The 25,100-nt window shown below is 71.2% G+C and carries 20 protein-coding genes and 2 pseudogenes; 12 read left to right on the forward strand and 10 right to left on the reverse strand.

The annotated features are described in order from the left end of the window. Positions 1-115: 115 nt before the first annotated feature. Entirely contained in the window at positions 116-1,624 is a 1,509-nt protein-coding gene (locus ACVDFE_RS12370; protein WP_458430514.1) for a GAF domain-containing sensor histidine kinase, read from the forward strand. After that, a complete protein-coding gene (locus tag ACVDFE_RS12375) occupies positions 1,615-2,268 on the forward strand; it encodes a response regulator transcription factor (RefSeq protein WP_360395612.1) in 654 nt (217 codons plus the stop codon). The genes ACVDFE_RS12370 and ACVDFE_RS12375 overlap by 10 nt, the downstream gene beginning before the upstream one ends. Before the next feature lie 119 nt (positions 2,269-2,387). Here ACVDFE_RS12375 and ACVDFE_RS12380 read toward each other — a convergent pair whose 3' ends face one another. The 6 genes from ACVDFE_RS12380 to ACVDFE_RS12405 all read right to left on the reverse strand — a co-directional run bounded on the left by ACVDFE_RS12380 (position 2,388) and on the right by ACVDFE_RS12405 (position 8,930). Beyond that, a complete protein-coding gene (locus ACVDFE_RS12380; RefSeq protein ID WP_458430515.1) occupies positions 2,388-3,914 on the reverse strand; it encodes an alpha/beta hydrolase in 1,527 nt (508 codons plus the stop codon). A 217-nt stretch (positions 3,915-4,131) separates the two neighbouring features. Then, positions 4,132-5,106: an ABC transporter substrate-binding protein gene (locus ACVDFE_RS12385; RefSeq protein WP_458430516.1), complete on the reverse strand. Its 975-nt coding sequence runs from the start codon at positions 5,104-5,106 to the stop codon at positions 4,132-4,134. Between the two features lie 17 nt (positions 5,107-5,123). Then, positions 5,124-6,158: an ABC transporter permease gene (locus tag ACVDFE_RS12390; protein ID WP_360395617.1), complete on the reverse strand. Its 1,035-nt coding sequence runs from the start codon at positions 6,156-6,158 to the stop codon at positions 5,124-5,126. Next, complete coding sequence (locus tag ACVDFE_RS12395) at positions 6,158-6,922, reverse strand: ATP-binding cassette domain-containing protein (protein ID WP_458430517.1); 765 nt, start codon at positions 6,920-6,922, stop codon at positions 6,158-6,160. Before ACVDFE_RS12395 ends, ACVDFE_RS12390 begins: the two co-directional genes overlap by 1 nt. Continuing rightward, a complete protein-coding gene (locus ACVDFE_RS12400; RefSeq protein ID WP_458430518.1) occupies positions 6,919-7,950 on the reverse strand; it encodes a class I mannose-6-phosphate isomerase in 1,032 nt (343 codons plus the stop codon). The genes ACVDFE_RS12395 and ACVDFE_RS12400 overlap by 4 nt, the downstream gene beginning before the upstream one ends. After that, positions 7,947-8,930, reverse strand: a complete 984-nt coding sequence (locus ACVDFE_RS12405) for a LacI family DNA-binding transcriptional regulator (RefSeq protein ID WP_360395677.1) — start codon at positions 8,928-8,930, stop codon at positions 7,947-7,949. The genes ACVDFE_RS12400 and ACVDFE_RS12405 overlap by 4 nt, the downstream gene beginning before the upstream one ends. A 208-nt stretch (positions 8,931-9,138) precedes the next feature. On the opposite strand from ACVDFE_RS12405, the pseudogene ACVDFE_RS12410 reads away from it, so the two are divergent. From ACVDFE_RS12410 to ACVDFE_RS12430, 5 genes and pseudogenes are all read left to right on the forward strand, one after another. Continuing rightward, a pseudogene (locus ACVDFE_RS12410) lies at positions 9,139-11,383 on the forward strand (GH92 family glycosyl hydrolase). A gap of 28 nt (positions 11,384-11,411) precedes the next feature. Beyond that, complete coding sequence (locus ACVDFE_RS12415) at positions 11,412-13,667, forward strand: helix-turn-helix transcriptional regulator (RefSeq protein ID WP_360395624.1); 2,256 nt, start codon at positions 11,412-11,414, stop codon at positions 13,665-13,667. A 54-nt stretch (positions 13,668-13,721) separates the two neighbouring features. Continuing rightward, positions 13,722-14,540, forward strand: coding sequence for a hypothetical protein (locus ACVDFE_RS12420; protein WP_360395625.1), 819 nt, complete (start codon positions 13,722-13,724; stop codon positions 14,538-14,540). A 77-nt stretch (positions 14,541-14,617) separates the two neighbouring features. Then, the gene (locus tag ACVDFE_RS12425; protein WP_458430519.1) at positions 14,618-15,529 is read left to right on the forward strand and encodes an ABC transporter ATP-binding protein; all 912 of its coding nucleotides are present in this window, start codon (positions 14,618-14,620) and stop codon (positions 15,527-15,529) included. Then, positions 15,526-16,569 (forward strand): ABC transporter permease, encoded by a 1,044-nt coding sequence (locus ACVDFE_RS12430; protein ID WP_360395629.1) that lies wholly within the window; start codon positions 15,526-15,528, stop codon positions 16,567-16,569. Before ACVDFE_RS12425 ends, ACVDFE_RS12430 begins: the two co-directional genes overlap by 4 nt. A gap of 38 nt (positions 16,570-16,607) precedes the next feature. Here ACVDFE_RS12430 and ACVDFE_RS12435 read toward each other — a convergent pair whose 3' ends face one another. Beyond that, the gene (locus ACVDFE_RS12435; RefSeq protein ID WP_458430520.1) at positions 16,608-17,981 is read right to left on the reverse strand and encodes a phosphotransferase family protein; all 1,374 of its coding nucleotides are present in this window, start codon (positions 17,979-17,981) and stop codon (positions 16,608-16,610) included. A 40-nt stretch (positions 17,982-18,021) separates the two neighbouring features. Beyond that, positions 18,022-18,519 (reverse strand): MarR family winged helix-turn-helix transcriptional regulator, encoded by a 498-nt coding sequence (locus ACVDFE_RS12440; RefSeq protein ID WP_360395634.1) that lies wholly within the window; start codon positions 18,517-18,519, stop codon positions 18,022-18,024. Between the two features lie 51 nt (positions 18,520-18,570). On the opposite strand from ACVDFE_RS12440, the gene ACVDFE_RS12445 reads away from it, so the two are divergent. From ACVDFE_RS12445 to ACVDFE_RS12455, 3 genes and pseudogenes are all read left to right on the forward strand, one after another. Continuing rightward, positions 18,571-18,876, forward strand: a complete 306-nt coding sequence (locus ACVDFE_RS12445) for a thiamine-binding protein (RefSeq protein WP_360395636.1) — start codon at positions 18,571-18,573, stop codon at positions 18,874-18,876. Between the two features lie 98 nt (positions 18,877-18,974). After that, positions 18,975-19,796: an SCO6745 family protein gene (locus ACVDFE_RS12450; RefSeq protein WP_458430521.1), complete on the forward strand. Its 822-nt coding sequence runs from the start codon at positions 18,975-18,977 to the stop codon at positions 19,794-19,796. Beyond that, a pseudogene (locus ACVDFE_RS12455) lies at positions 19,793-20,765 on the forward strand (tetratricopeptide repeat protein). Before ACVDFE_RS12450 ends, ACVDFE_RS12455 begins: the two are co-directional and overlap by 4 nt. Positions 20,766-20,918: 153 nt before the next feature. Here the strand turns inward: ACVDFE_RS12455 and ACVDFE_RS12460 are convergent. Both ACVDFE_RS12460 and ACVDFE_RS12465 read right to left on the reverse strand, forming a co-directional pair. Beyond that, positions 20,919-21,713, reverse strand: a complete 795-nt coding sequence (locus ACVDFE_RS12460; RefSeq protein WP_458430522.1) for a helix-turn-helix domain-containing GNAT family N-acetyltransferase — start codon at positions 21,711-21,713, stop codon at positions 20,919-20,921. A gap of 32 nt (positions 21,714-21,745) precedes the next feature. Beyond that, positions 21,746-23,188 carry a neutral zinc metallopeptidase gene (locus tag ACVDFE_RS12465; protein WP_360395643.1) on the reverse strand — a complete coding sequence of 481 codons (1,443 nt, stop codon included), beginning with the start codon at positions 23,186-23,188 and terminating at the stop codon, positions 21,746-21,748. 180 nt (positions 23,189-23,368) lie between these two features. Here ACVDFE_RS12465 and ACVDFE_RS12470 point away from each other — a divergent pair, with 180 nt between their 5' ends. After that, complete coding sequence (locus ACVDFE_RS12470) at positions 23,369-23,959, forward strand: DUF6230 family protein (RefSeq protein WP_458430523.1); 591 nt, start codon at positions 23,369-23,371, stop codon at positions 23,957-23,959. Further along, the gene (locus tag ACVDFE_RS12475) at positions 23,950-25,092 is read left to right on the forward strand and encodes a DUF6114 domain-containing protein (RefSeq protein ID WP_458430524.1); all 1,143 of its coding nucleotides are present in this window, start codon (positions 23,950-23,952) and stop codon (positions 25,090-25,092) included. Before ACVDFE_RS12470 ends, ACVDFE_RS12475 begins: the two co-directional genes overlap by 10 nt. The last annotated feature ends 8 nt before the right edge of the window (positions 25,093-25,100 follow it).

The following is a 25,100-nucleotide window of genomic DNA, read 5'->3' on the forward strand; positions in this document are numbered from 1 at the left end:
GAGTAACCTCAGTTTTCACCATTTCCGGTGATGGTCTCCCCTCTGACTACGCAGGGGAGTTACCCTCAGTCGTTCGTGCGGTGTCACTTCTCTCCCTGGCAAAGAGGTGAAGCCCGTGGGCGGCGGCAACTTGAGCACCGATCAGCGCCTTCTCGACGTGGTGTTGTCGCTCGCTGACAGCCGCTCGTTGCCCGACCTCCTTCACCTGGTCGTGGAGTCCGCCTGCGACCTGGTCGACGCCCCTTACGGCGCACTGGCGGTCGTGAACGGCCACCGGGAGCTCGTCGAGTGGTCAGGGCAGCACCCCGGCCACATCACCGCGGGGGACCCGCGCTCGATCGACGACACGCACTTCATCGGGGCGGCGATCCAGGTCGGCGGGGAGGACTTCGGCAACCTCCACCTCGCGGGCAAACCGGTGTTCGGCGACGACGACCGGGAGCGGGTGGCCACTTTGGCGGCAGCCGCCGGGGTGGCGATCGAGAAGCAGCGCGACCACGACCGGCTGCGCAAGCGGGAGACGTGGCTGACGGCGGCGGCCGAGGTCACCACCGCCCTGCTCACCGGCACGACCGGGCGCGACGCGCTCTACCTCGTCGCGCAACGGGCGCGGGTCGCGGCGAACGCGAACTTCAGCGCGCTGGTGCTGCCGGACCACGCCGGTGAGCTGGTCATCGAGGTCACCGACGGCGGGACCTACGACGCGGAGGGCATGCGGGTGCCGCGCGACGGCACGGTCAGCTACCGGGTCTACGAGACCGGGCGGGCGGAGTGCCACGAGGCCGGGCAGGTCGACCTGGTGCCGGGGCCGCTGGTGGTCGTGCCGATGTCGGCGGGGGAGCGGACGCTCGGCGTGCTCATCGTGGCGCGCACCCGCAGCCAGCCGCCGTTCGAGGACCTGGAGCTGGTGCAGGCGTTCGCCGCGCAGGCGGCGCTGGTGCTGGAGTTCACCGAGGCGCAGGGGGACACCGAGCGGATCGCGGTGCTGGAGGACCGCGACCGGATCGCCAGGGACCTGCACGACCTGGTCATCCAGCGGCTGTTCGGGCTGGGGCTCGGGTTGCAGGGGCTGACCGGGATGGCCGCGAAGCCGCAGCTCACCGAGCGGATCACCGGCTTGGTGGAGGAGGTCGACCACACGATCCGCGAGATCCGCAGGACCATCTTCTCGTTGCAGGAGCCGCTGACCAGCTCCACGAGCCTGCGCGGGCAGCTGCTGCGGGCGGTGCACGACTCGGTGCAGCTGCTGGGGTTCGAGCCGGACGTGTCGCTGGAGGGGCCCCTCGACTCGGTGGTGCCCGACGAGCTGCGACCGGACCTCGTGGCCACGTTGAGGGAAGCGCTCACCAACGTCGCACGGCACGCACGGGCGACCCGCGTGAAGGTCGCGATCGGCGTCGACCGGGAGCTGACCGGACTGGAGCTGACCGTCCAGGACGACGGTCGCGGCTTGCCGTCGGCTGACGATCCGGGCGGGGAGGCCCAGCACGCCGGAGGACTGGCGAACATGGCGGCACGGGCGCGGCGGCACCACGGGAACTGCGCGGTGGACTCCGTTCCCGGTGCCGGTGTGCGGATCACCTGGTCCGTCCCGTTGGTGCTGCAGGAGGCGAGATGGCGATAGCGGTGCTGCTGGTGGACGACCACGAGATCGTGCGGCGGGGGCTCGTGCAGCTCCTGGCGCAGGCCGACGACATAGCCGTGGTCGGCCAGGCCGACAGCGCCACCTCCGCGATCACGCAGGCGCCGCGGTTGCGCCCCGACGTCGCCATCATCGACGTGCGGCTGCCCGACGGTGACGGCGTGACGGTGTGCCGGGAGATCAGGAGCCTGGTGCAGCCACCGCCGGCCTGTCTGATGCTCACGTCCTACTCGGACGACGAGGCGCTGTTCGGCGCGATCATGGCCGGTGCGTCCGGGTACATGCTGAAGGAGGTGTCCGGGAACGACCTCGTGGCCGCGGTGCGCACCCTCGCCTCCGGTGGCAGCCTGCTGCACGCCGGCGTCACGGCCACTGTGCTGCAACGGCTGCGCGGCGGCCCGGAGGAGGACCCGCGCTACGCCGCGCTGAGCCCGCAGGAGAAGCGGATCCTCGACCTGATCGCCGAGGGCATGACGAACCGGCAGATCGCGAACCGCCTGTTCCTGGCCGAGAAGACCGTGAAGAACTACGTGTCGAGCCTGCTGCACAAGCTCGGCTTCGACCGCAGGACCGAGGCGGGCGTCTACGCGGCGCGGCGCAGACGCCTCCACCCCGGCACGTTCTGACCGGGTTACCAGGGTCGCCGCCCGCGACTGGTTCGACGGGCGGCGAACAGGTTGGTCGTAATTAGCGGTGGTTTGATCAAGGGTTGGTGGTACTTGCAGATGCCGTCAGGAAATGCGGGTCACCAGCCGAGAGCGGTGGCCAGCTGACGTGCCTTCGTGAGCGGGTTCTGCACGGTCTCGCCGGGAGCGGGCAGCGGAACGCCGGGGCACGTCAGGTCCTTCGCGGGCGTGACACCGTCGACGAGGTAGCGCTCGACGACGTCGTTGACGCACGCGTTGCCGAAGCCGTAGATGCCGTGGTCACCCTCGTCCTGCACGGTGAGCATCACCGAGTTCCGGAAACCCCGGTGCGCGCGCTGGGCGCCTTCGAGCGGCGTCGCGGGGTCGCGGACCGACTGCACCATCAACGTCGGCACGACGCCCTTGCCCGTGGGCTGCTTCAGGGTGACGTTCGGGCGGTCCCAGAACGCGCACGGCCCGGCGAGCTGGTAGTAGCCGAAGAACGGCCACCGGGCGCCGTCGCGCACGGCGTCGCGCTCCAGGTGCGCGCGCCCGCCGCGGAACGGCGTGTCGTTGCACAGGACCGAGAACAGCGTGCCGATCGAGGCGTCCGGGTAGGTGGCCTGCGCGCTCATCCGCCGCGGTGCCGCACCGGCCAGCTCGGCGATCTTGGTCGCGGTGCCGTCGAACGCGCCCTTCTGGTAGAGCCCGGCGCGCGTCACGAAGTCGAGCAGCACACCGTTGTAGACGCCCTCCGGCAACGTCACCGGCTGCTCGTTGAGCTTCCTGCGGGTGCGTTCGTAGGTCTGCCACACCTCGTCGGCGGTCTTCCCGAGGTGGTAGACGCTGTCGTACTTCGCCACCCACGGCAGGAAGTCGACGCGCAGCCGCCGTTCGAAGCCCATGCCCCAGTCGCCGAACACCGCCTGCCACGGCGCGGTGAACTCGGCGTTGGAGTCGAGCACGACCTTGTCGAGCGTCTTCGGGAAGTACGTGGCGTAGTAGGCGCCCAGCCAGCTGCCGCCGGAGTAGCCGAGCCAGCTGACCTTCTTCCTGCCCAGGAGCTGGCGCAGGAGGTCGAGGTCCTTCACGGTCTGGTCGGTGGTGATGTAGCGCCCCAGCTCACCGGACTTGGTCTGGCAGAACTTCGCCTGCAGCGCCATGCCGTCGTAGAGCAGGTCGAGGTTCGCCCTGCTGCGGTCGCGCGGGTCGGTCGAGGGGAGCGTGAAGTAGTCGCCGCACGTGACGTTGCTGCTCGCCCCCGTGCCGCGCACGTCGATGCCGATGATCTCGGCGTTGTCCGCCAGCTTCTGCCGTTCGGCGAACAGCAGCGGCATCGTGCGCCCCTCGCCGCCCGGCCCGCCGGGGTTGGTGAAGACGGTCGACTTCGCCTTGCCGTCCTTCGGCGTGAGCCGGCTGACGGCGATCGTGACGGTCTTGCCGTTGTTCGGGTGGTTCCAGTCCATCGGCGCGGTGAACGTGCCGCATTCCAGCCGTTCGGCACCGGGCGGCGCTCCCGGCGGGACCTCGCTGAAGCAGGCGCGCCAGGCGATGGTCTGCGCGGGCGCGGCCGAAGCCTGTGGTGCGACGAGAAGTGATGTTGCCGTGGCGACGGCCAGTGCGGCCGCTAACTGCTTTCGGCGCATCGGTGGTTCCCCCTTCGGTTGTGCCCCAAGCCCACCGCCTTCCGGCGCGCGGGACAACGGCTGAAGGGTGATCCCCCGGTACACCTCTGGTCTTAGCCCAACCCGGCCATGCGGCCATGACGGTTGTCATTTTTCCCTGGCAGGTCTCGGGGTCGTGACATGGCGCAGGGCCGCTCCCACCGCGGTGGAACGGCCCTGCGCCAGGCTTGCGGGAAGCTCAGCACTTCTCCCTGTAGAAGTACTTCGAGTTCGCCGAGGCGTCGTCCTTCGTGATCGCCACCAGGTCGGTCTCGATGTCGCGCTCGTTCTGCTTGCCCTCGATCGCCGCCAGCGCCTGCTCGACGCCCTGCTTGCCGATCGTGGCCGGGTCCTGTGCGATCAGCGCCTGCACGGTGCCCGCTTGGAGGTCCTGCACCTGCTTCGGTGAGGCGTCGAACCCGACCAGGTTGACCGCGCCCGTCTTGCCCGCGTTGCGCAGGCCCGTCGCCGCGCCCTCGCCGGTGTTGAGGTTCGTGGCGAACACGCCGATCAGGTCCGGGTTCGCGGCCAGGGTCGCGGTGACCTTCGAGGCGGCGGTGGCCGGCTCGTTGTCGGTGTACTGCTGGCCGATGTAGCGGAGGTTCGGGTAGGCCTTGACCGCCTCCTCGAAGCCCTTGGCGCGGGCGTCGGTGGTGGAGGTGCCGGCCTTGGTGTTGAGCACCAGGACTGAGCCGGACTTCCCGGCGGCCAGCTTGTTCAGGGTCTCCGCGGCGAGCTTGCCGCCCTGCTCGTTGTTCGAGGAGATGGAGGACGCGGCGATCGAGGTGTCCTGGAGCTTGGTGTCGACCTCGACGACCTTGATGCCCGCGTCCTTGAGCTGCTTCATCGGGCCCGCCATGGCCCTGTCGTCGGTCGGCGCGATCAGGACGGCGGCGGGCTTGGAGGCGAGGACGCCGGTGACGATCGGGGTCTGCTGGGCCGCGTCGAACTTGGCGGGCGCCTGCGTGTCGAACTCGTAGCCCGCGGCCTTGGCGGCCTCCTCGAACCCGCACTGCATCGAGATGTAGAACGGCTCTGCGGTGATGCCGGGGATCAGCACGAGCTTCTTGTTCGCGGCGGTGCCGCCCGTGTTCGAGTCGCCGATCTGGCCACCTCCACCGCACGCGGCGAGCAGGAACGCGGCCGAGACGGCCACTGCGGAGCGGATCTTCATTGGTCCAGCACCCTTTCTCAACGTTGGTTGCGCGCCCGCCGCCGCGTCTGGTCCAGCCACACGGCGGCCACCAGCACGACCGCGACCGCGATCGGCTGCCAGAACTCCCTGACCCCGATGATCACGAGGCCCTTCTCCAGCACCGCCGGGATGAACACGCCGAAGACCGTGCCCACCACCGAACCCGTCCCGCCGAAGATGCTCGTGCCGCCCAGCACGACGGCGGCGATCGCGTTGAGGTTGTCCGTCTCGTGGCCGGTGACGACCGCGACGCGGAAGAACGCGTTGCCCAGGAACCCCGCGAGGCCCGCGAGCGTGCCGGCCAGCAGGTAGACCTTCGTCAGGTGGCCGCGCACCGAGATGCCGACGCGCCGCGCCGCCTCCTCGTTCGACCCGACGGCGTAGGTGTAGCGGCCGAACCGGGTGGTGGACAACAGGAGCGCGCCCAGCGCGGTGACGACGGCGGCCACGATCACGATGTTCGGGATGCCCAGGTACGTGCCGGAACCGAACGTGCGGCTCAGCCTGTCCGGGACACCGGCGACGTTGGAACCGTTGTTCAGCAACAGGGCCGCGCCCTGCGCCGCGCCGAACGAGCCCAGGGTGACGATCAGCGGCGGGATCTTCGCCCGCGAGATCAGCAGGCCGTTCAGCAGGCCCCAGACCGCGCCGCTGACGAGTGCGACCAGCAACCCGAGCCCGATCACGCCCCAGCCCGCGTTCGTCGCGTCACCGCCGGACAGGGCGTTCATCGCCAGCGCGGACGTGACCGAGGCGAACACCAGCACCGACCCCACGGACAGGTCGATGCCGGAGGTGATGATCACGAACGTCATGCCGACCGACAGCACCAGCAGCACGGCGGTCTCCGCGAGCAGGAACTGCAGCGTGGTCACCTGGAACACCGCGTCCGGCCGGATCGCGCCGAACACCGCGACCAGCACCAGCAGCACCAGGCCGATCCACAGCGTGTTCGCGCCGGCGAGCCGCTTCAGCAACGGCGTGCGCCGGTCGTCCGATGAGGCTGACAACGTTGTCTTCTCCTCGGTCATCAGGCCGCGTCCTCCTGGGTCAGCGCACCCGTCATCGCGCCGACGAGCTCCTCGACACTGGTCTCGGACGCCGTGAAGCGCGCCACCCGGCGACCGAGGCGCAGCACCTCGACCCGGTCGGACACCGACAGCACCTCGGGCATGTTGTGGCTGATCAGCACCACCGCGACGCCCTCGTCGCGGACCCGCTTGATCACGTCGAGCACGCGTTCGCGCTGCACCACGCCGAGTGCCGCGGTCGGCTCGTCCATGAACACGAGCTTCGACGCCCACGCCACCGAGCGCGCGACCGCCACGGACTGCCGCTGACCACCGGACAGCGCCGCGATCGGCACGTCGACGCTCTGCAGCGCCGCGCCGAAGCGGGTGAAGTGCTCGGTGGCCTGCCTGCGCATCGCCTTCTTGTCGAGCACGCCGAGGAACCCGAGCAGACCCGGCTTGAGGATCTCCCTGCCCAGGAACATGTTCGCGGCCGGGTCGAGGTCCGGCGCGACCGCGAGGTCCTGGAACACCGTCTCGATGCCGCGGTCGCGGGCGTCGTTGGGGGAGCCCAGCACGAGCGGCTCCCCCTCGAACAGCAGCGTCCCGCCGGTTGGCTGCTCCACCCCGGACAGGCACTTCACCAGGGTGGACTTGCCGGCGCCGTTGTCGCCGATCAGCGACACGACCTCGCCCGCGCAGGCGGTGAACGACGCACCGCGGAGTGCTTCCACGGTGCCGTAGCTCTTCGTGAGATCACGCGCCTCCAGCAGCGGCCGGCTCATCGCGATGCGCCCTCCAAGGTGGACAGAACGGGTGGACGGCAGCGGACCGCCACCAGGTCACCGGTCAGCCCCAGCTCACCGGCCGCGTGCGGCACGACGACGGTGCTGCCCTTGTGCACGTCCAGCGCGCCGAGCCGGCCGGAGCCCTCCAGCACGACGAGCACGGCGAACGACGGCTCCAGGGTGGAGGAGCCCTCCACGTGCAGGCGGTCGGCCTGGAAGAACGGGTCGGCGGCGCGGCCCAGCAGGTCCACCGACGGCGCCCACTTCTCCGACGTCTGGTGCACGAGCTCCGCCAGCGAGGAGCCCCAGCTCTGCCGGTCGACGCAGTCCAGCGCCAGGTCGTAGCCGAGCCCGAGGTGGCCGGCGTCGGCGTCGGCGAGGAACCCCTGCCACTCCAGCGTCACCGAGAAGTCGGTCGGCTGCTGCAGCTCGACGATGAACACGCCCTCGCCGATCGCGTGCGGCACACCGGCGGGCACGAACACCGTGTCACCGGGCCGCACGCACACCGGGTTGAGCGCGTCGAGCATCGCCGTCGTGTTCTGCGTGGCGACCCAGCCGGCGACGACGTCGGCGGGCACCTCGTCCTTGAATCCGATGTAGACGGTCGGGTTCGCGCCGGTCGTGCCGATCACGATCCACGCCTCCGTCTTGCCGTGCCGGCAGTTCAGGTGCGTGGCGGCGAAGGCGTTGGAGGGGTGGCAGTGCACCGGCAACCGCTGCCCGGCGTCGAGCAGCTTCACGAGCAGCGCCGTGTCCGCGCCGAACTCGGCCACGTGGTCGGCGCCGAGCCACCCCGTCGGGTCCGCGGCGACGGCGTCCCGCAGCAGGACGCCGTCCGGCAACGTCGTCAGCCCCGCGTCGCTGCGGCCGAAGAGCGTCGTCGTCGACGCCACCCAGTCCTCCGGCCCGAAGTCGGCGGCGGCGCCACCCCGCAACGCGGCGATCGCCTCACCGCCGCGGTAGAACTGCTTCGGCTGGTTCGCCGGCAGGTTGACCGGCTGGTGGAGCAAGCCAGAACTCACGCGTGGACCTCCCCGGATCCTCGTGGCACCAAGCGCACCGGCAGCACGACGCGGCGCGGTGGTGAGTTGTCGCCGTCCAGTCGGGCGAACAACAAATCGGTGGCCGCCTTGCCGAGCGCGCTCGCGTCGTGCGCGATCACGGTCACCGGCGGCGACAGCAGGTCGGCGAGCTCGAAGTCGTCGAAGCCCACCAGGGCGGGCTTGTCCGCGACCCCGGCGAGCGCGCGCAGGACGGAGACGGTGATGCGGTTGTTGCCCGCCACGACCGCCGTCGCCGGCTCCCGCATGGTCCGCAACCGCTGCAACGCCGTCACGACGCTGGCCTCGTCGTGCGGTCCCATCGCCACGAGCTCCTCGTGGTACCCGATCCCGGCCCGCACGCAGCCCTCGCGGTACCCGCGCAGCCGCTCGTTGGCGGTGAAGATGTCCGGCGCGTCCCCGAGGAACGCGATCCGCCGGTGCCCGTGCGAGGCCAGGTGCATCACCGCCTCGACGGTCCCGCCGATGTTGTCGACCAGCACGGTGTCCGCCACGACGTCCCCGGCCGGCCGGTCCAGGAACACCACCGGCGTCCCCGCGCGCATCTCCGGCACCAGGTAGCTGTGCTGCAGGCCCGCGGGCACGATGAGCAGCCCGTCGACCCTGCGGCTGCAGAACTCCAGCGCGAGCTCGCGCTCCCGGCCGGGGTCCTCGTCGGACGATCCGGAGATCACCTGTCTGCCCCGCAGCCGCGCGATCTCCTCGACAGCGCGGGTCACCCCGGAGTAGAACGGGTTGCCGACGTCCTCCAGCACCAGCCCGATCGTGCCGGTGGACGACCCCCTGCGCAGGTTGCGCGCGCTGAGGTTCCGCCGGAACCCGAGCTGGTCGATGGCCGCCAGCACGCGCTCCGCGGTGGACGGGTGCACACCCGGCTCGTCGTTGACCACGCGCGAGACGGTCTTGATGCTCACGCCCGCCAGCCGTGCGACGTCGTTCATCGTCGCGCGGCGGACCTTGCGCTGGCCGGCAGCCTGGCCGCTGGGGGACAACGTTGTCATAGTGGCCGTATCTCACCCCGGCTCCACGCCCTTGTCAACCGTTCGGCACCGGTCAAGCGGGGCCGGGTGGCGGGCGGTCGCCAGCGATGTCCACTGTGGAGGATCAACCGCGTTCCGCCGGTGCTCGCGGAACCACTCCTCCGCACCACTGCCCGCGCCCGGAATCCCGTCTAGGGTGAGGCTCGTGGACGCACTGGACCCCATCGAGTCGGTCAACACCTTCATCGGCACGAAGGACGAGGGCAACACCTTCCCGGGCGCCTCCATGCCGTTCGGCAAGGCCCACTCCAGCCCGATCGGCTCGCACTACGCCGGCTACCGCTACGACGACCAGGTCATCCGCGGCTTCGGCCACTTCTTCCTCTCCGGCGCCGGCTGCTGGGAGCAGGGCGGGCTGGTCTCGATCCTGCCGATCTCGGGCCCGTTGCCGGCGAGCTTCGACCACCGGCGCTACGGCGCGAAGTACACCCACGACGGCGAGATCGGGAAGCCCGGCTACTACAAGGTCAGGCTGGACCGGGACATCACCGTCGAGTGCACCGCCACCACGCGCGTCGGCGTCGAGCGGTTCACGTGGCCGGGTGGCGTGGGCGGCACGGTGCTCGTCAACGTCGGCCAGGCCAACGACAAGGAACCCGTCTCGGCCAGCAGCGTGGTGGTCCTGGACGACCGCACCATCGCCGGAACCGTGGAGACGCAGGCGTTCTGCGGCGGCCGGCCGTACGTCTCCCACTTCACCACCCGGTTCGACCGGCCGTTCCGGGAGTTCGGCACCTGGGGCCCGAACGGGGCGAAGCCGGGGCAGCGCGAGTCGCGGGGCGGTGCCGGGCTGCGGGGCGCGTGGGTCACCTTCGAGCCCGGGCCGGTCACGGCGAAGACCGCACTGTCGCAAGTGGACGCCGACGGGGCGACCGGGAACCTCGGCGAGGCCGGGGAGAAGAGCTTCGACGAGCTTCGCAACGAGGCGCAGCAGGCGTGGCGCGACGAATTGGCGTGCATCGAGGTCGAGACGGACGACTGGGACGAGCGCGCGGTCTTCTACACCGCGCTGTACCACGTGTTGTTGCAGCCGCTGACCGGCAGCGACCTCGACGGCCGGTACCGCGGGTTCGACGGGCAGGTCCACCGCGCCGACGGCTGGACCTACTACGAGTACTTCAGCCTGTGGGACACCTATCGCGCGCACAACCAGCTGCTGGCGCTGCTGAGGACCAAGCGCAGCAAGGACATCGCCCGCAGCGTGCTCGCCGTCCACGAGCAGGGCGGGTGGCTGCCGCGGTGGGCGTTCGCCAACCAGGAGACCAACTGCATGACCGGCGACCCGGTCACGCCGTTCCTGGTCGACCTGTGGCGGTTCGGGCACCTGGAGGGCTTCGAGGAGCAGGCGTACCGGGCACTGCTGCAGAACGCCGACGGCGTGCCGCCGGAGAAGCTCCCGGTTCCAGGGACGGTCGGGCAACCCGAGCTACCTCGCGAACGGGTTCGTCCAGTACGACAAGCACTTCCCGAAGAAGGGGCAGGACACCGACCCGCACCACGGCGCGTCCGCCACGCTGGAGTACGCGCTCGCCGACGCCACGCTCGCGGTCATGGCCGAGGCGCTGGGGCACCGGGAGGACGCGGAACGGCTGCGGCAGCGAGGCCTCAACCACCGCGCCCTGTGGGACCGGGGCGTGAGCGACCGCGGCTTCACCGGGTTCCCGCGCCCGAAGCTGCGGGACGGCTCCTGGCTCGACCCGTACACGCCGCAGGGCTCGGAGGGGTTCCACGAGGGCACGGCCTGGCAGTACCAGTGGTTGTGCCGGCACGACATCCCCGGCCTGCTCACCGCGGTCGGCGGCGCGGCGGCGGCCGAGGCGCGGCTCGACGACTTCTTCGCCTACCCGGACCTGCTGACCGACCCGAGGCGCACGGTGCGGGAGAAGTGGGTCGTCGGGCCCTACGACTACTACAACCAGTTCCGGTACAACCCGAACAACGAACCCGACCTGCACGCGCCGTGGATGTACGCGCTGATCGGCAAGCCGGAGAAGACCTCGGTCGTCGTCAGAGCCGCGCAGACGCTGTTCGTCAACGGCCCGGCCGGGGTCACCGGCAACGACGACCTCGGCACGATGTCGGCCTGGTACGTGTTCAGCGCGCTCGGCATGTACCCGGCGGTGCCCGGCACCGGCGAGTTCGTGCCGCACGCCCCGAAGTTCACCAGGGCGGTGGTGCACCTGGAGAACGGCAGGGACGTCGTGATCAGGGCCGAGGGCGCCGACCTCGCGAAGACGCAGGTGGTGCGGCGGGTCCGGGGCGGGTGGCTCGCCAGGACCAGGGACCGGATCGAGGTCGCCGAGCTGCGGTCCGGCGCCGTGCTGGACGTCGAACTGGGCACACTTCCCAATTGAGACACCGAATCGGCCGTAAACTCACGCGATGGGCACCTGTGCGACGTGCGGCACGCACTTCGCGCCCCGGCCGTCGAGGGCGCGGTACTGCTCGAACGCGTGCCGTCAGCGGGCCTACCGGCGGCGCACCGCGGGTACGTCCACTGTGGTCACCGAGGTGCCCGCCCACGCCGACGCGTTCGTCGGACGCGCCACCGAGCTCGCCGAGCTGCAGGTGTTGCTGCGCAAGCACAGGATGCTCACGCTCGTCGGCGCGGCCGGTGTCGGCAAGACGCGGCTCGCGGCGGAGCTCGCCGGCCGGCTGAAGCGGGTGGAGGTGCGCACGGTCGAGCTGAGCCGGGTCGGCGCGGCCGACCAGGTGGTGCCCGCGTTCGCCCACGCCGTCGGGGTCCACCGGCACGCGGGGGCCGGGTTGCACGGCACCCTGCTCGCGGAGCTGGCCGGACGCAGGGTGGTGCTGCTGGTCGACAACTGCGAGCACCTCGTCGAGGAGTGCTGTGCCGTCGTGGACGCGCTGCTGGCGCGCTGTCCCGGGGTGCAGGTGCTGGCCACGAGCCGGGAGGCGTTGCGCGCCTTCGGGGAGGCGGTCTACCCGGTGCGGGGCATGGCGGCCGACGCCGTCCGGTTGTTCACCGACCGGGCCGGGATCAGCGCCACGCCGGAGCACGAGGCCGAGATCGCCGCCGTGTGCGCGCGGCTGGACGGCGTCCCGCTCGCGGTGGAGCTGGCAGCGAAGCTCATCCGGTCGGTGCCGCTGTGCGAGCTGGCCGACCGGCTCGACGAACGGCTCGACCTGCTCGCCGACGCGGACGGGCAGAGCAGGCACCGCAGCCTGCGCGCCGCCATCGCGTGGAGCCACGACCTGCTGACCGGGCAGGAGGAGGCGCTGTTCCGCAGGCTCGCGCTGCTGCCAGGCGGGTTCGGGCTGGGCATCGCCGAGGTCGTGCACGGCGGGCCGGTGGTCGAGCCGCTCGCCGCGTTGCAGGCGAAGTCGTTGGTGGTGCGGGAGAACGACGGCCGCTTCCGGATGCTGGAGTCGGTGCGCCTCTACGCGGAGGAACAGCTGCGCAGCCGCGACGAGTACGCCGAGACCGCGCGCCGGATCGTCGACTGGTTGTGCGGGATGGGCGAACCCGGTGTCACGTCGTCGGTCCTCACGCCCGAGCAGGTCGAGGTGCAGCACCAGGAGTACGACAACGTGGCGTACGCGTTCGCCCGTCTGGTGCAGCCGTGGGACGAACGCCGGCTGATGCTCGCCACGATCCTGCTGCGGGTCTGCTCGGACCGCGGTTGCTTCGCCGAAGCGGGCACCGTGCTGATGCAGGTGCTGGACCGAACGGCGGCCGATGCGCGCTACCGCGTCCTCGCGCTGGAGTACGCGTCACTGCTGGCGAGCCACGAGGGACGGCACGACGACGCGGTGCGGTACGCGCTGGAGGCGGTCGAGACCGCAGAGGCGGGTGGCCAGCAGCTCGTCGTGTGCCGCCTCTACCGCACGGTCGCGGGCGCTTACGACGGCATGGCCGACCTGCCGAACACGGCGCGGGCCCTGCGCCGGTCGATCGAGTGGGGTGTGCGCAACGGCGACGACGTGAGCGTCGCCGTGTCGAGCCGGAACCTCGGCCGGGTGCGGCTGGAGCTGGGCGACGTCGACGGCGCCGACGAGCTGGTGTCCGCGGCCCTGCCCGTGCTGGCGGACCTGGGTCGCCCCGACATCGCGGCCACCGCCCTGCACACCTCCGGCTGCGTCGCGCTGGAACGCGGCGACCTGGGCAGGGCGGGCGCGCGGTTCGCCGAGAGCACGCGGATGTCGGCGGCGGCGCCGCGGGCGGTGCTGGAGGCGGTCGAGGGCTGCGCCCTGGTCGCCGTGCTGTCCGGGCGGCACGAGCTCGGGGTGCGGTTGCTGGCCGCCTGCCGGCAGATGCGCGCGGTGTGGGACGTCCCGCCGGGACCGTGGTGGCGGCGGAAGATCGCCGCCGTTCGCGACGTCGCACGGGAAGCCTTGCCCCGCGCGGCTTTCAGCCGGGCCGAGCGGGCCGGTCGCGCGATGGACCTCCGCTACGCCGTGGAGACCGCGCTGGACGAGGCGGCCGCGCGCGACGCGGTGCTGAGCGACCGGCAGCGGATGGTCGCCGACCTGGTGGCGCAGGGCCTCACGAACGCGCAGATCGCGGCCAGCCTGGGGATCTCGCACCGCACCGTCGAGTCGCACGTGCACAACGTGAAGACCGTGCTCGACCTGTCGACCCGCGCGCAGCTCGCGGCCTGGGTGCAGTCCAACTGAGACGTAACGCAGCGGCCCATCCGGATGACTTCCCGCCGCCCGCAGGTCATTGTGATGACAACCAACGGAGGGGACGACGTGGAACCGTTCCGCCTGCTGCACCCCGACCTCGTGCCGCGGCACCGCGAGTCGGTGCGGCACGCGGCGTCCGTGCTCGCCCGGATGGGGCTGGACGACACGGTGCTCTCCGCCTCGCCCGTGCACCAGCGGCTGGCCCGCGTGGTGCTGGCGAGCAGCGACGTCATCGGGTGGGAGCCCGGCCCGTGCGACGGCCACCTCGCCGACGACCGGCGGCTGGGCATCACCAGGGCCGGCGGCGACAGCGGCGCCGTGTTCCTGTCCGGCGTCCTCACCGCCTACCTCGACGTCCTCGGCAACGCCACCCGCATGGGCACCTCGCTGGGCGGGGACGCCTGGCGCACCCTGGTGTGGGCGCCCACCGCCCTCTTCGACCACGTCCTGCGCCGGCCCCAGGTCGGCATGACCGTCGTGATGCCCGGCACCGGTTCCGAGGACCTGTCGCACCAGCGCGTCCTGGCCGGCCAGCGCCTGCACCTCGCGCTGATGCAGGTCGTCCGGTTCGCCGTCGGCGGGGTCGTGCGCCCCGGTGGTGACGGCCCGCTCGTCGAGGACTGCGTGACCCTCGCGACCGCGTGCCTGCGGGCGGCGACCGTCGCGCTCGCGTTCGCCGGGGACGTCATGGGCGGTCCGGTGCCGCGGCTCGCCGAGACCGCGGAGCACCGCCTCGCGTGGCAGGCGCTGGGCGAGGTCCGCACGGCCGTGCCGCGGGCGCGGTTCGAGCAGTTCGCCGCCGCGCTGCGCAGGTCGGCCGACGTCCACACCGAACGCCCGTTGCTGGTCGCGGGCGGCTGACGGCTTTCGTCTCGACTTCGCGACGACTTTGGTCGATCCGCGGCGTGCTGGACCTGCCGCTGACCTACCGTCGCGCCATGACGCAGGAACGGTCGGCGGTCGTGGTGCGGGACGTCCGCAAGAGCTACGGCGAGCTGAAAGCGGTGGACGGGGTCTCGTTCACCGTGGCCGAGGGCGAGTTCTTCGGCATTCTGGGGCCCAACGGCGCCGGCAAGACGACGACGCTCGAGATCGTCGAAGGCCTGCGCGAGCCCGACAGCGGTGAGGTGTCGCTGCTCGGCGAGAGCCCGTGGCCGCGCAACACGAAGTTGTTGCCGTGCATCGGTGTGCAGCTGCAGGCGTCGTCGTTCTTCGAGAAGCTGACGGCGAAGGAGCAGCTGCAGACGTTCGGCTCGCTCTACGGCGTGAGCCCCGGCACCGCCGCGGACATGCTGGAGCTCGTCGGCCTCGCGGACAAGGCGAACGAGCAGGAGAACAAGCTCTCCGGCGGGCAGCGGCAACGGCTCTCCATCGCGTGCGCGCTCGTGCACGACCCGGACATCGTGTTCCTGGACGAGCCCACGGCCGCGCTCGACCCGCAGGCCCGGCGCAACCTCTGGGACGTGCTGCGGGCCATCCGGGAGCGCGGCAAGACCATCGTCTACACCACGCACTACCTCGACGAGGCCGAGATCCTCTGCGACCGCGTCGCCATCATGGACAGGGGCAGGGTGCTCGCTCTCGACCCGCCGGCGGTGCTCGTGCGCGGCCTGGACGCACCGACTCACGTGACGCTGCAGAAGGGCCTGCTGTCCGTCGTGGACGCCACCGCGCTCGACGGCGTCGAGGAGGCGCACGAGGACGAGGTCTCGCTGACGATCTCCACCCGCCGCCCCGCGCCGGTGCTGTCCGCGCTCGCCGACCGCGGTGCGCTCGACGGCCTCCAGGTCCGCACGGCCACCCTCGAAGACGTCTTCCTCGACCTGACCGGGCGGGAGTACCGCGCATGACCGCGTTCAGAACGCTTTCGCTCGCGATGTTCAAGGGGTTCGTCCGGGACAGGGTGACGCTGTTCTTCACCTTCCTGTTCCCGCTGATGTTCCTGGTGATCTTCGGTCTGCTCCTGCGGGACGTGGGCACGGACAAGACGAAGATCGCGGTGGTCGGCGACGGCCCGGTGGTCAGCTCGCTCAGGGACAGCGGTGTGCTGGAGCTGGAGGCGTTCGACGACGAGAACGCCGCCTTGCAGAAGGTGAAGGACGGCGACCTGCCGGCCGCGCTGATCGTGCGCGGCCAGACGCTCGACGTCCGCTACGCGCAGAGCGACCAGGTCCAGTCGGCGACCGTCCTCGGGATCGTGAACGGGTTCGTGGACAAGACCAACCTCGCCGCCACGGGCCAGCCGCCGCGGTTCACCTTCGCCGCCGAGAAGGTCGAGGACGCCTCGCTCAAGCCGATCCAGTACCTGACGCCGGGCATCCTGTCGTGGGGTGTGGCGGTGTCGGCGGTGTTCGGCTCCGCGCTGACGCTGGTGTCGTGGCGGCGCAAGCAGGTGCTGCGGCGGATCAGGCTCGCGCCGGTGTCCACGACCGCGGTGCTGTCGTCGCGGGTGCTCGTCAGCGCGGGCGTCGCGCTGGTGCAGGGCGCGATCTTCGTCGGCATCGCGATGCTGCCGGTGTTCGGGCTGCGGCTCTCGGGGCACTGGTGGCTGGCGATCCCGTTGCTGCTGCTGGGGACGGTCGCGTTCTTCGCGCTCGGCATGCTCGTCGGCGCGTTCGCGAAGACCGAGGAGTCCGCGTCGGCCGCGGCGAACATCGTGGTGTTGCCGATGGCGTTCCTGTCCGGCACGTTCTTCCCGGTCGACCAGGCGCCGGGGTGGCTGCAGGCGGTGTCGAAGGTGTTCCCGTTGCGGCACATGAACGACGGCATGCTCGACGTGCTGGTGCGCGGCAAGGGGGTCGAGGCGCTGGTGGTGCCGGCCGCTGTCCTCACCGGGTTCGCGCTCGTGGTCGGGTTCCTCGCCTCCCGCGTCTTCAAATGGGAGGAATAGGACATAAATAGACAACCCCGGTGGCGTTGTGCTCTCCATCACGGTTCATGATGGGGAGCCATGACGTTCTCCAGCGCGGCCGGACGGTTCCGCATCCTCGCCCTCGCCGAGGCGATCTCCTGGGCGGGGCTGCTGCTCGGGATGTTCTTCAAGTACGTCGTGGTGCAGAACGAGATCGGCGTCAAGGTCTTCGGCCCGATCCACGGCTTCGTCTTCGTCGCCTTCATCCTCGTCACGCTCATGGCGAAGGAGCCGCTGCGGTGGGACGCCCGCACGCTGCTGCTGGGCCTGCTCTCCAGCATCCCGCCGTTCGGCACGGTGATCTTCGAGCGCTGGGCCGCGAAGACCGGCCGCCTCACCGAACGGGCAGCTCCCGAACAGCTCTGCAGCTCGGCCTCCTGGTCGCCCTCGTGGTAGATCCGCTCGGACGCCTCGATGTTGTCCAGGAACTCCTGGTACTTCACCGCGTTGTGCAGCCGTGAGGCACGACGGGCGACGGCGAGCGCCTTCAGCGGCTCGCTGTCCGGGCGGTGCCGCAGCCAGGCCTCGCTCCACACCCGGCTGATCACGTCGCTCAGGTGCGGGGTGAACTCCGCAAGCCGGCACGCGTCGAGCGCCGGGTGGCCCCAGCACGCGTCGGACCAGTCGATCACGACGCCGCTGTCGCGCCAGTTGCCGGGGTGGAAGTCGCCGTGCACGAGGGTGTCCGGCAGCCCGAACGACGGCATCGGCACGACCGACGGCGGCAGCTGCGGCTCGCCGGCCAGCGCGTGCTGCACGGCGACCCAGCGCGGCACGACCCGCTCGACCAGCTCCGGCGTCAGGTCCCAGCAGTTGCCGCCCTCCGCCTGGCTCAGCAGCACCCGGCCCGGCGCGGACGCGAGCACCGCCGGCACGAGCGTCGGGTCGTGCGCCGCGACCGTCTTGAGCACGGCGCCCTCGTCGCAGAAGAACGGCGGCACGGCCTTGAGCCACACCGGGCCGCCCGCGGTGGGCAGCCGGTGCACGCTCGACAGGTTCCACGTCCTGACCTGCACGGCCGGACCGGTGCGGGTGACCGCGGTGTCGGCCCACGCCACCAGCTCCGCGGGACCGCCGAGCCGCGCCCACGGCAACCGGTTCTCGGCGTCGGGCTCCGGTTCCTCCGCGGGCCGCAGCTCCGTGCGGTCCGGCTCGCCGTGCGCCTCCACGTGGTAGGTGACCGTGCCGCCCCACGGCACCTGGCCGCCCTCGACCGACACCAGCCGCAGCACGCTCGTCTCGACGCCCAGCAGCTCCCGCAGCACGGCGTTGACCGGCTCGACGTGGTTCCACTCCGGGGTCGGCACCGGCAGGACACCGGTGCGCCCGGCGAACCCGCTCGGGGTGCTGACGAGGGCGACGATCGAGCGGTCAGGGCGGTTTCGGATCACCCGCCCATGACGCCACAGCTCCGGTCGCGTGCCAACCGAATTAGTCCTCGAAGTCGCCGCTGGCCCTGCGCACCTTGGCGAGCAGGTCGGTGAGCTGCTCGGTCTGCCGGTCGGTGAGTCCCTTGAGCCCGAGGTTGACCCGCACGACCGCCTCGGTCGCCGCCTCCCGGCGCTGCAGACCGGCCTCGGTGATCTCCACCAGCGTCGTGCGGCGGTCGGTCGGGTGCGGCGTGCGGCGGACCAGGCCGTCGCTCTCCAGCCGGTCGACGATGTTCGTGACCGACGTCGGGTGCAGCTGCAGGCGCTCGCCCATGACCCGCATCGGCAGCGCGCCCTTGCGGGAGAAGAACAGCAGCACCAGCGCCTCGTAGCGGGCGAACGTGAGCCCGTGCGGCTTGAGGGCTGCGTCCACCGCGGACTGGATGATTTGCTGGACACGCATGACGCTCGTGACGGCGGCCATCGACGTGGCCGAACCGACGCGCTCGTCCCACAGTTCGGCCGCGCGGGCGATCGGATCGAACGGCAGCGGTGTCATGTGCACGGAAGCTACCAGTCAGTACACGCAGAGATCACCAGGGAGGCACGTGTGCTTGTCGCGTTCAGCGTTGCTCCGTCCGCATCGGACTCGTCGGGAAGTGTGGCCGCGGCCGTCGCCGAGGCCGTGCGGATCGTGCGGGAGTCGGGACTGCCCAACGAGACGAACTCGATGTTCACCTTGGTCGAGGGGGAGTGGGACGAGGTGATGGACGTCGTGAAGCGCGCGACGGAGGCGGTGCAGGCCGCGGCACCGCGGGTCTCGCTCGTGCTCAAGGCCGACATCCGGCCGGGCCACACCGGGCAGCTGAAGGCCAAGGTGCAGCGGATCGAGGACCACCTCGCCGACACCCCGTGACCCGTGTGGAGCAACAGTCCGCACGAACGGCCGAGGGCTCTACGCCGCACCGGTGAGCGGGTCCGTGCGGCGGCGTCCGCTGGGTTAGCGTGTCGGGCGTGGATGTGAGGCAGCTGTGGCTGCGGTTCGAGCCGTACCACGACGTCACCTACTTCACGCCCGAGTCCCGCGCTGCGACCGACGCGCTGGGCTGCAAGGGCGGCTGGATGGGCTACTTCGGCCTGCGCGCCGCACCGCTGGGCGCCGCCTCCCGCGAGCTGGTGACGGCCGTCTTCTACAACTTCGCCCCGCGCAAGGTCGCACGGGCGCTGCCCGACGCGTGGGAGGTCGCCTCGCCGGCGGAGTTCCTGCGGGCCCGGCTGGAGGGCGTCGACGGCGCCCTGCGGCGGTTGCTCGGCGCGGTGGACACCCCCGAGATCACCGAGCTGGCCGTGCTCGCGCGGGACGCCGCCGAGGCCGCTCCGATCGCGGGCCGCCCGCTGGCCGCGGCGAACCGCGCGCTGCCGTGGCCCGACGAGCCGCACCTGGCGCTGTGGCACGCGTGCACGATCTTGCGCGAGTCGCGTGGAGATGGGCATGTGGCTGCGCTCGTGGCCCACGGTGTGGGACCGTGCCAAGCGCTTGCGCTCTACGCGCGTGAGCATTCCCTCGATCCGGCGTACATGCGGACGGCGAGGGGGTGGACGGAGGAAGAATGGGAAGCCGCCGACCTGCCCGGTGACCTCGCCGCGGTGGAACGGGCGACCGACGAGGCCGCCCGCGCGCCGTGGGAAGCGCTGGGAGGACAGCGAACCGAGCGGTTCGTCGACCTGATGACACCGCTTGCACTACGCATCGCTTCGGGCAACGAGGCGATGCGCGTCAACCCGATGGCCCTGGACCCGGTCCGGGAACTAGCCGTGCCAGGATGGAACACGTGACAAGGCCTGATCCTCGCAAGACCGCCGCACTGTCCGCCGCGCTCTCGGGCGCCGTCGACCTGGGTGCCCTGAAGGCGCGCGCCGACGCCGCCCGCCAGGCGGCCGCGTCGCCCGCTCCCGCCGCCGGTCCCGCCGGAGCCTCCGAACGGGTCCGCGCCGTGGATCGTGGACGTCACAGAGGCGTCGTTCCAGGCGGTGGTCGAGCAGTCCCTGCAGGTGCCCGTCGTGGTGCTGCTGGGTGCCTCCTACAGCCCGGAGTCGCAGCAGCTGGCCGCGTCGCTCACGCGACTCGCCCAGCCGTCGGGCGGCTCGTGGATCCTCGCGCGGGTCGACCTGGAGCAGGCCCCGCGCATCGGCCAGGCGTTCGGCGTGCAGTCCGTGCCGACGACCGTGGCCGTCGCCGGCGGGCAGCCGATCGACGCGTTCGCCGGCCCGCTCGCTGACGCCGAGCTGCAGCAGTGGATCGCGCGGCTGCTGGACGCGCTGCGCGACCGGCTGCCGGGCATCCGCGCCGGCGAGGCCAACGCCACCGCGCCGGCCGAGCCGGAAGAGCTTCCAGAGGACCCGCGGTTCGTCGCCGCCGAGGAGGCCTTCGAGCGGGGCGACTACGCCGCCGCGCAGGCCGCCTACCAGCACATCCTCGACGCCGAACCGTCCAACGAGCTTGCGAAGGAAGGTCTCGCGCAGGCGCGGTTCGCCGAGCGGGCCGAAGCCGTCGACCCGGCGGTGATCGCGAAGGCGGACGGCGCACCGGACGACGTCGACGCGCAGCTCGCCGCCGCCGACGCGCAGGTGGCGTCGCAGCAGGTGGAGGAGGCGTTCAAGCGCCTCGTCGACACCGTGCGGCGGGTGTACGGGGACGACCGCGACCGCGTGCGCCAGCACCTGGTCGGCCTGTTCGAGCTGTTCCCCGCGGACGACCCGCGCGTGGCCGCAGCCCGCCGCAACCTCGCTTCCGCCCTCTACTGACCGGCACGCGGGCCCCCCACGTCCCCCTCTGAGGCACGCGGGGCCCCCACGTTCCCTTTGGGGGCACGCGGGGACCCCACGTTCCCTTTTGTGGGCACGCGGGGTCCCCGCGTTCCCTTCTGGGGTACGCGGGGACCCCGCGTACCCTCTGAATTAGGGGCGGCGGCGTTCGAGGAGTACGGTGTCGCGCCATTTGCCGTGGTGCTGGGCGATCCGTTCGCGGAGTCCGACCGTGCGGAACCCCGCCCGGTGGTGCAGTGCGATGCTGGCGCGGTTCTCCGGGAAGATCACGGCCTGCAACGTCCACAGGCCGTCGGCATCGGCGGCCGAGACCTGGTGGTGCAGCAGGGTTTTGCCCACGCCGCGGCCCTGGAACGCGTCGCTCACGTAGATCGAGGTCTCGGCCACGCCCGCGTAGCACTCGCGCGGTGAGACCGGGGCGGCCGAGGCCCAGCCCGCCACGGAACCGTCCACCACCGCGATCCAGCGGTGGTCCGGGAGCCACTTCGGCTCCAGCGTGCGGCGGGACGGGACCTCGGTTTCGAACGTCGCGTTGCCCGAGGCGATGCCCTCGCCGTAGATGCGGCGGACATCGGGCCAGTCGGCCGCGGTCATCGCGCGCACGGCGACACCGGCGACCGGCCGGACCGAACCGGTGGTCAGCGCGCCCATCACGGCGTCGGCGGCGTGCGGCAGACCGGTGCAGCACGACGGGTTCACCGACACCATCGTCGCCGTGCCCTCGCGCCGCACGCGCAGGAAGCCGACCTCGGCGAGCTTGCGGACGTGGTGCGAGCAGGTGGACTGGCTGATGCCGAGCGACGTCGTCAGCTCGCCCACCGTGACCTCGCCGGGCGCGGACGCGACCTGGTGGAGCAGGCGCACGCGCGTGGGGTCGGACAGGCTCGCGAACCACGAGGCGTACGTGGTGGCTTCATCGGTCAGCACCGGAAAAGTATCGACCGGCGTCGATCAAAGGGTCAAACCGAGTACTTCTTCACGCACAGCGCGGAACCGCGGAAGAACCCGTCGGCGAAGGCCTCCACCCGCGCGAACCCGGAGGGCACCGCCTTGCCGTTCACGTCGGCCGCGATGAGGCTGTCGTCGGCGAGCAGCTCGGCCACGGCCTCGTCGAGGTCGCCGGGGGACAGCCGCAGACCCGCGGCGGGGTCGGGGCGGTTGGTGAGCCCCGCCCACGCCCCGGTGAGGCACGCCGTGCGCTGGCCCGCCGCGTCGTCGTCGAGCCTGAAGCCCGTGGCGCTCTGGATGGACAGCGAGAAGCGGGACGCCACGACGGCGAACGCGGCGAAGTCGCCGATGCCGCCCTTCTGCCCGCGCTTGGGCGGGGTGCCGATCTTGACCAGCGACGGCAGGTCGAGCTGGACCTGGTTCGTGGCGGGGCAGTAGGACGCGGGCGAGGTCGTCTGGGCGTCGGCGCAGGACCTGATGCCGCCCTTGTCGAGGGCGGGGAAGGCCGCGCCGCTGGACCTGTAGGCGTCGCGCAGCGACTCCTCCAGCGCCTTGAGGTACTTGTCCTGGTCGATGCGGGCGTTGCCGCGGCCCTGGCCCTGGTCGGTGTCCTGCAACGAGAACGGGCGTTCGGTGATGCGCTTGTCGATCTCGGCCTCGTTGATCTCGGCGCAGCGGGCGGCACCGCGCACGAACCCGAACTGGAAGGCGGAGACGCGGTCGAACGCGCTGCCGTGGGCGCCCTGCTTCTCGAACGAGGTGCCGGCGGAGTCGCGGATGAAGAACATGGTCTGCAGCACCTGGTTGAGGCCCTCGCCGGTGGACAGCTCGAAGTGCTTGGACCTGTTCTCGGCGATCCAGCGCATGAACACGCCGGTGTAGCAGTCGGCCTGCTGCTCCTTGACGATCGACTGGGTGTTCGGCCCGATGCCGGACGCGGCACCGAGCTTGTACTGCACGGCGTGGCCCATCTCGTGCGCGAGAACGGTGACGACGGCCATCGGGCCGAACGCGTCCTTGAGCATCGGCAGCAGCTCGCCGCGGTCCCAGGTGATGCTGTCGTCGACCGCGCAGTAGAACGCGTTGGCGATGCCGGTGGTGTTGAGGCGGCAGACCTCGACGCCCTTGCCGTTGGAGTCGTAGGAGATGAACCGCTTCACCGGCTCGAACGCCTTGCCGCCGAACGCCTTCGGCATCTCGTCCTTCCAGAACTCCTGGACGTCGGCGAGCGTGTTGATCGCGAGCTGGTCCATCTCGCCGCCGTCGCCGTTCTCGACGGACAGGTCGGCGTTCGGCACGCCGGGCTTGGCGCCGGACGGGCCGTTGGTGATCGCGAGGCCCGCGACCTTCGTGGGGTCGGGCCGCTCGCCCTTCGGTGCTCCCTCGACCACGGAGGAGCATCCCGCCAGCGCGACGACGGTGGTGAGCGCTGCGGCCAGGCGTCCGATCCCCATGGTCAGAGGCTACTCAGTGCCCTCTGGGCCTGGTGAGGGAACCACCAGCGGCCAAACGTGAAACTCCCTCACCCCCTGGGGTGATTTCAAGACTGCACGGACTCGTTTCCTTGTCCCGCCGATGTTCCGGAGCGCACAGTCCCCCCACGCAAGCCTTCGGCGTGGAAGGAGTTTGGCGGTATGGGAAGAACGCGCTGGGCACGGTTCGTCGGGGTGCTCGGCATCGGTGCCGTGGGCGCCGGTGTGCTCCTCTTCGGCATGTCCCAAGGAGCGCTGGCCGCCTCGTTCTCGGTGTCCGGCAGCAGTTTCAAGGTGTCCGCTGACGGCTTGACGGGCCAGGGGTACGTCCAGTTCGGCGGGGTGGACGCCGGGTCCGGTCAGGTGCACCCGGTCGCGGTGAACGGCTTCAAGTCGGCATCGCTCGACAAGTTCTGCCAGTCGGTCTTCGTCCCCGACATGCCGGTCGTCGGCGACCTCACGATGCGCATCGAGGCCGGCGGCAAGGGCGGCATGGAGGCGACCAACCTGGTCGTCGGGCTCACCGACATCAGCGGTGACCTGACGCTGGGCAACCCGCAGATCGGCATCGACGCCGGCACGCTGTCCAAGGGCCCGGAGGGCCTGAAGGGCCTGCCGGGGTCGTTCGGCATGCAGGCCGACACCGTCAACATCGCGGCGCTGCGGCAGGTCGCGTGGAGCACGACGGCCCAGTCCATCAAGTTCAAGGGGATGAGCCTGAGCTTGAAGCAGGGGCAGAACGAGTGCTTCTGAGGCTCTGGCGCAGCTTCACCGCGTGGCGGCGTGGCCGGCCCTTCTGGGCCGGCCTGTTCGTCATCGCCGGTGCGATGGTCATCCTGTTCCCGCCGTTCGTCGGCGTGAAGCTCGGCGACATGATCATCTCGATCAAGACGATCGGCGGCGTCTCCGCGCTGCTGATCGGCACGTTGCTGATCATCTGCGGTCTGTCGCTGTGGATCGCGCCGGGGTTCCGGCTCGCCTCCGGCATCGTCACCGTGCTGCTGTCGCTGGTGGCGCTGGTGACGACGAACCTCGGCGGCTTCCTGCTCGGCACCGTCCTCAGCCTGCTCGGCGGCGCGCTCGCCGTGGCGTGGACCGACGTGCCGAAGGAACCGAAGGCACCGGGGGAGAAGCGCAGGAGGAAGGGCCGGTCGGAGCTCTCCCTGGAGAACCCGGCACCGCCGATGGCCGCCGTGGCCCTGATCGCGCTGCTCGCCGTCCAGCAACCGTCCGCCGACCCCGCCGACCCGTCGGTACCGCCGCCCGTGAGCACCACCCAGGCCCCCACGAGCAGCTCCGTCGCACCGCCGTCGAGCAGCACGCCACCGGGCACCCCGCCGGGCAGCTCCACCCCGCCGCCGGCGTCGTCGTCCGTGCCGGCCCCACCGCCGAGCACGGTGCCGCCGTCGACGCCGGCCACCCCGCCACCGGCCCCTGCCCCGGTGGCGGGCGGCAGGGAGTGGACCCTCACCGCCTCCCGGCTCGACCTGGTCGGCCTGAACTTCGCGGGCGTCGTCGACTCGGTGCTGAACGGCCAGGTCGTGAAGGTCCTCAAGTTCACGGCCACCGACATGAAGATCCGCGACCTGGTGCAGACCGGCGAGGTCTCACCCGGCGTGCAGCTCGTGACGAGGGCCGCGCCTGGCAGCACGTCCACGGTCTCGGTCCCGTTCGGCTCACCGGCCAGGATCGAGCTGTTCACCGTGCAGCTCAAGGGGAACCTGGACATCCTCGGCATCAAGATCCCGGTTGACTACACCGCGGCCCACCCGCCGCCGCTGAACGTGCCGATCGCGTCGTTCACCGAGGTCACGGTGCGCAACGCGGACCTGGCCGGCGGCACCCTGAAGATCCCCGGCGCGAAGATCTCGCTCCAGTCGAGCTGACCGCCCCC

Source organism: Lentzea chajnantorensis (assembly GCF_054300775.1).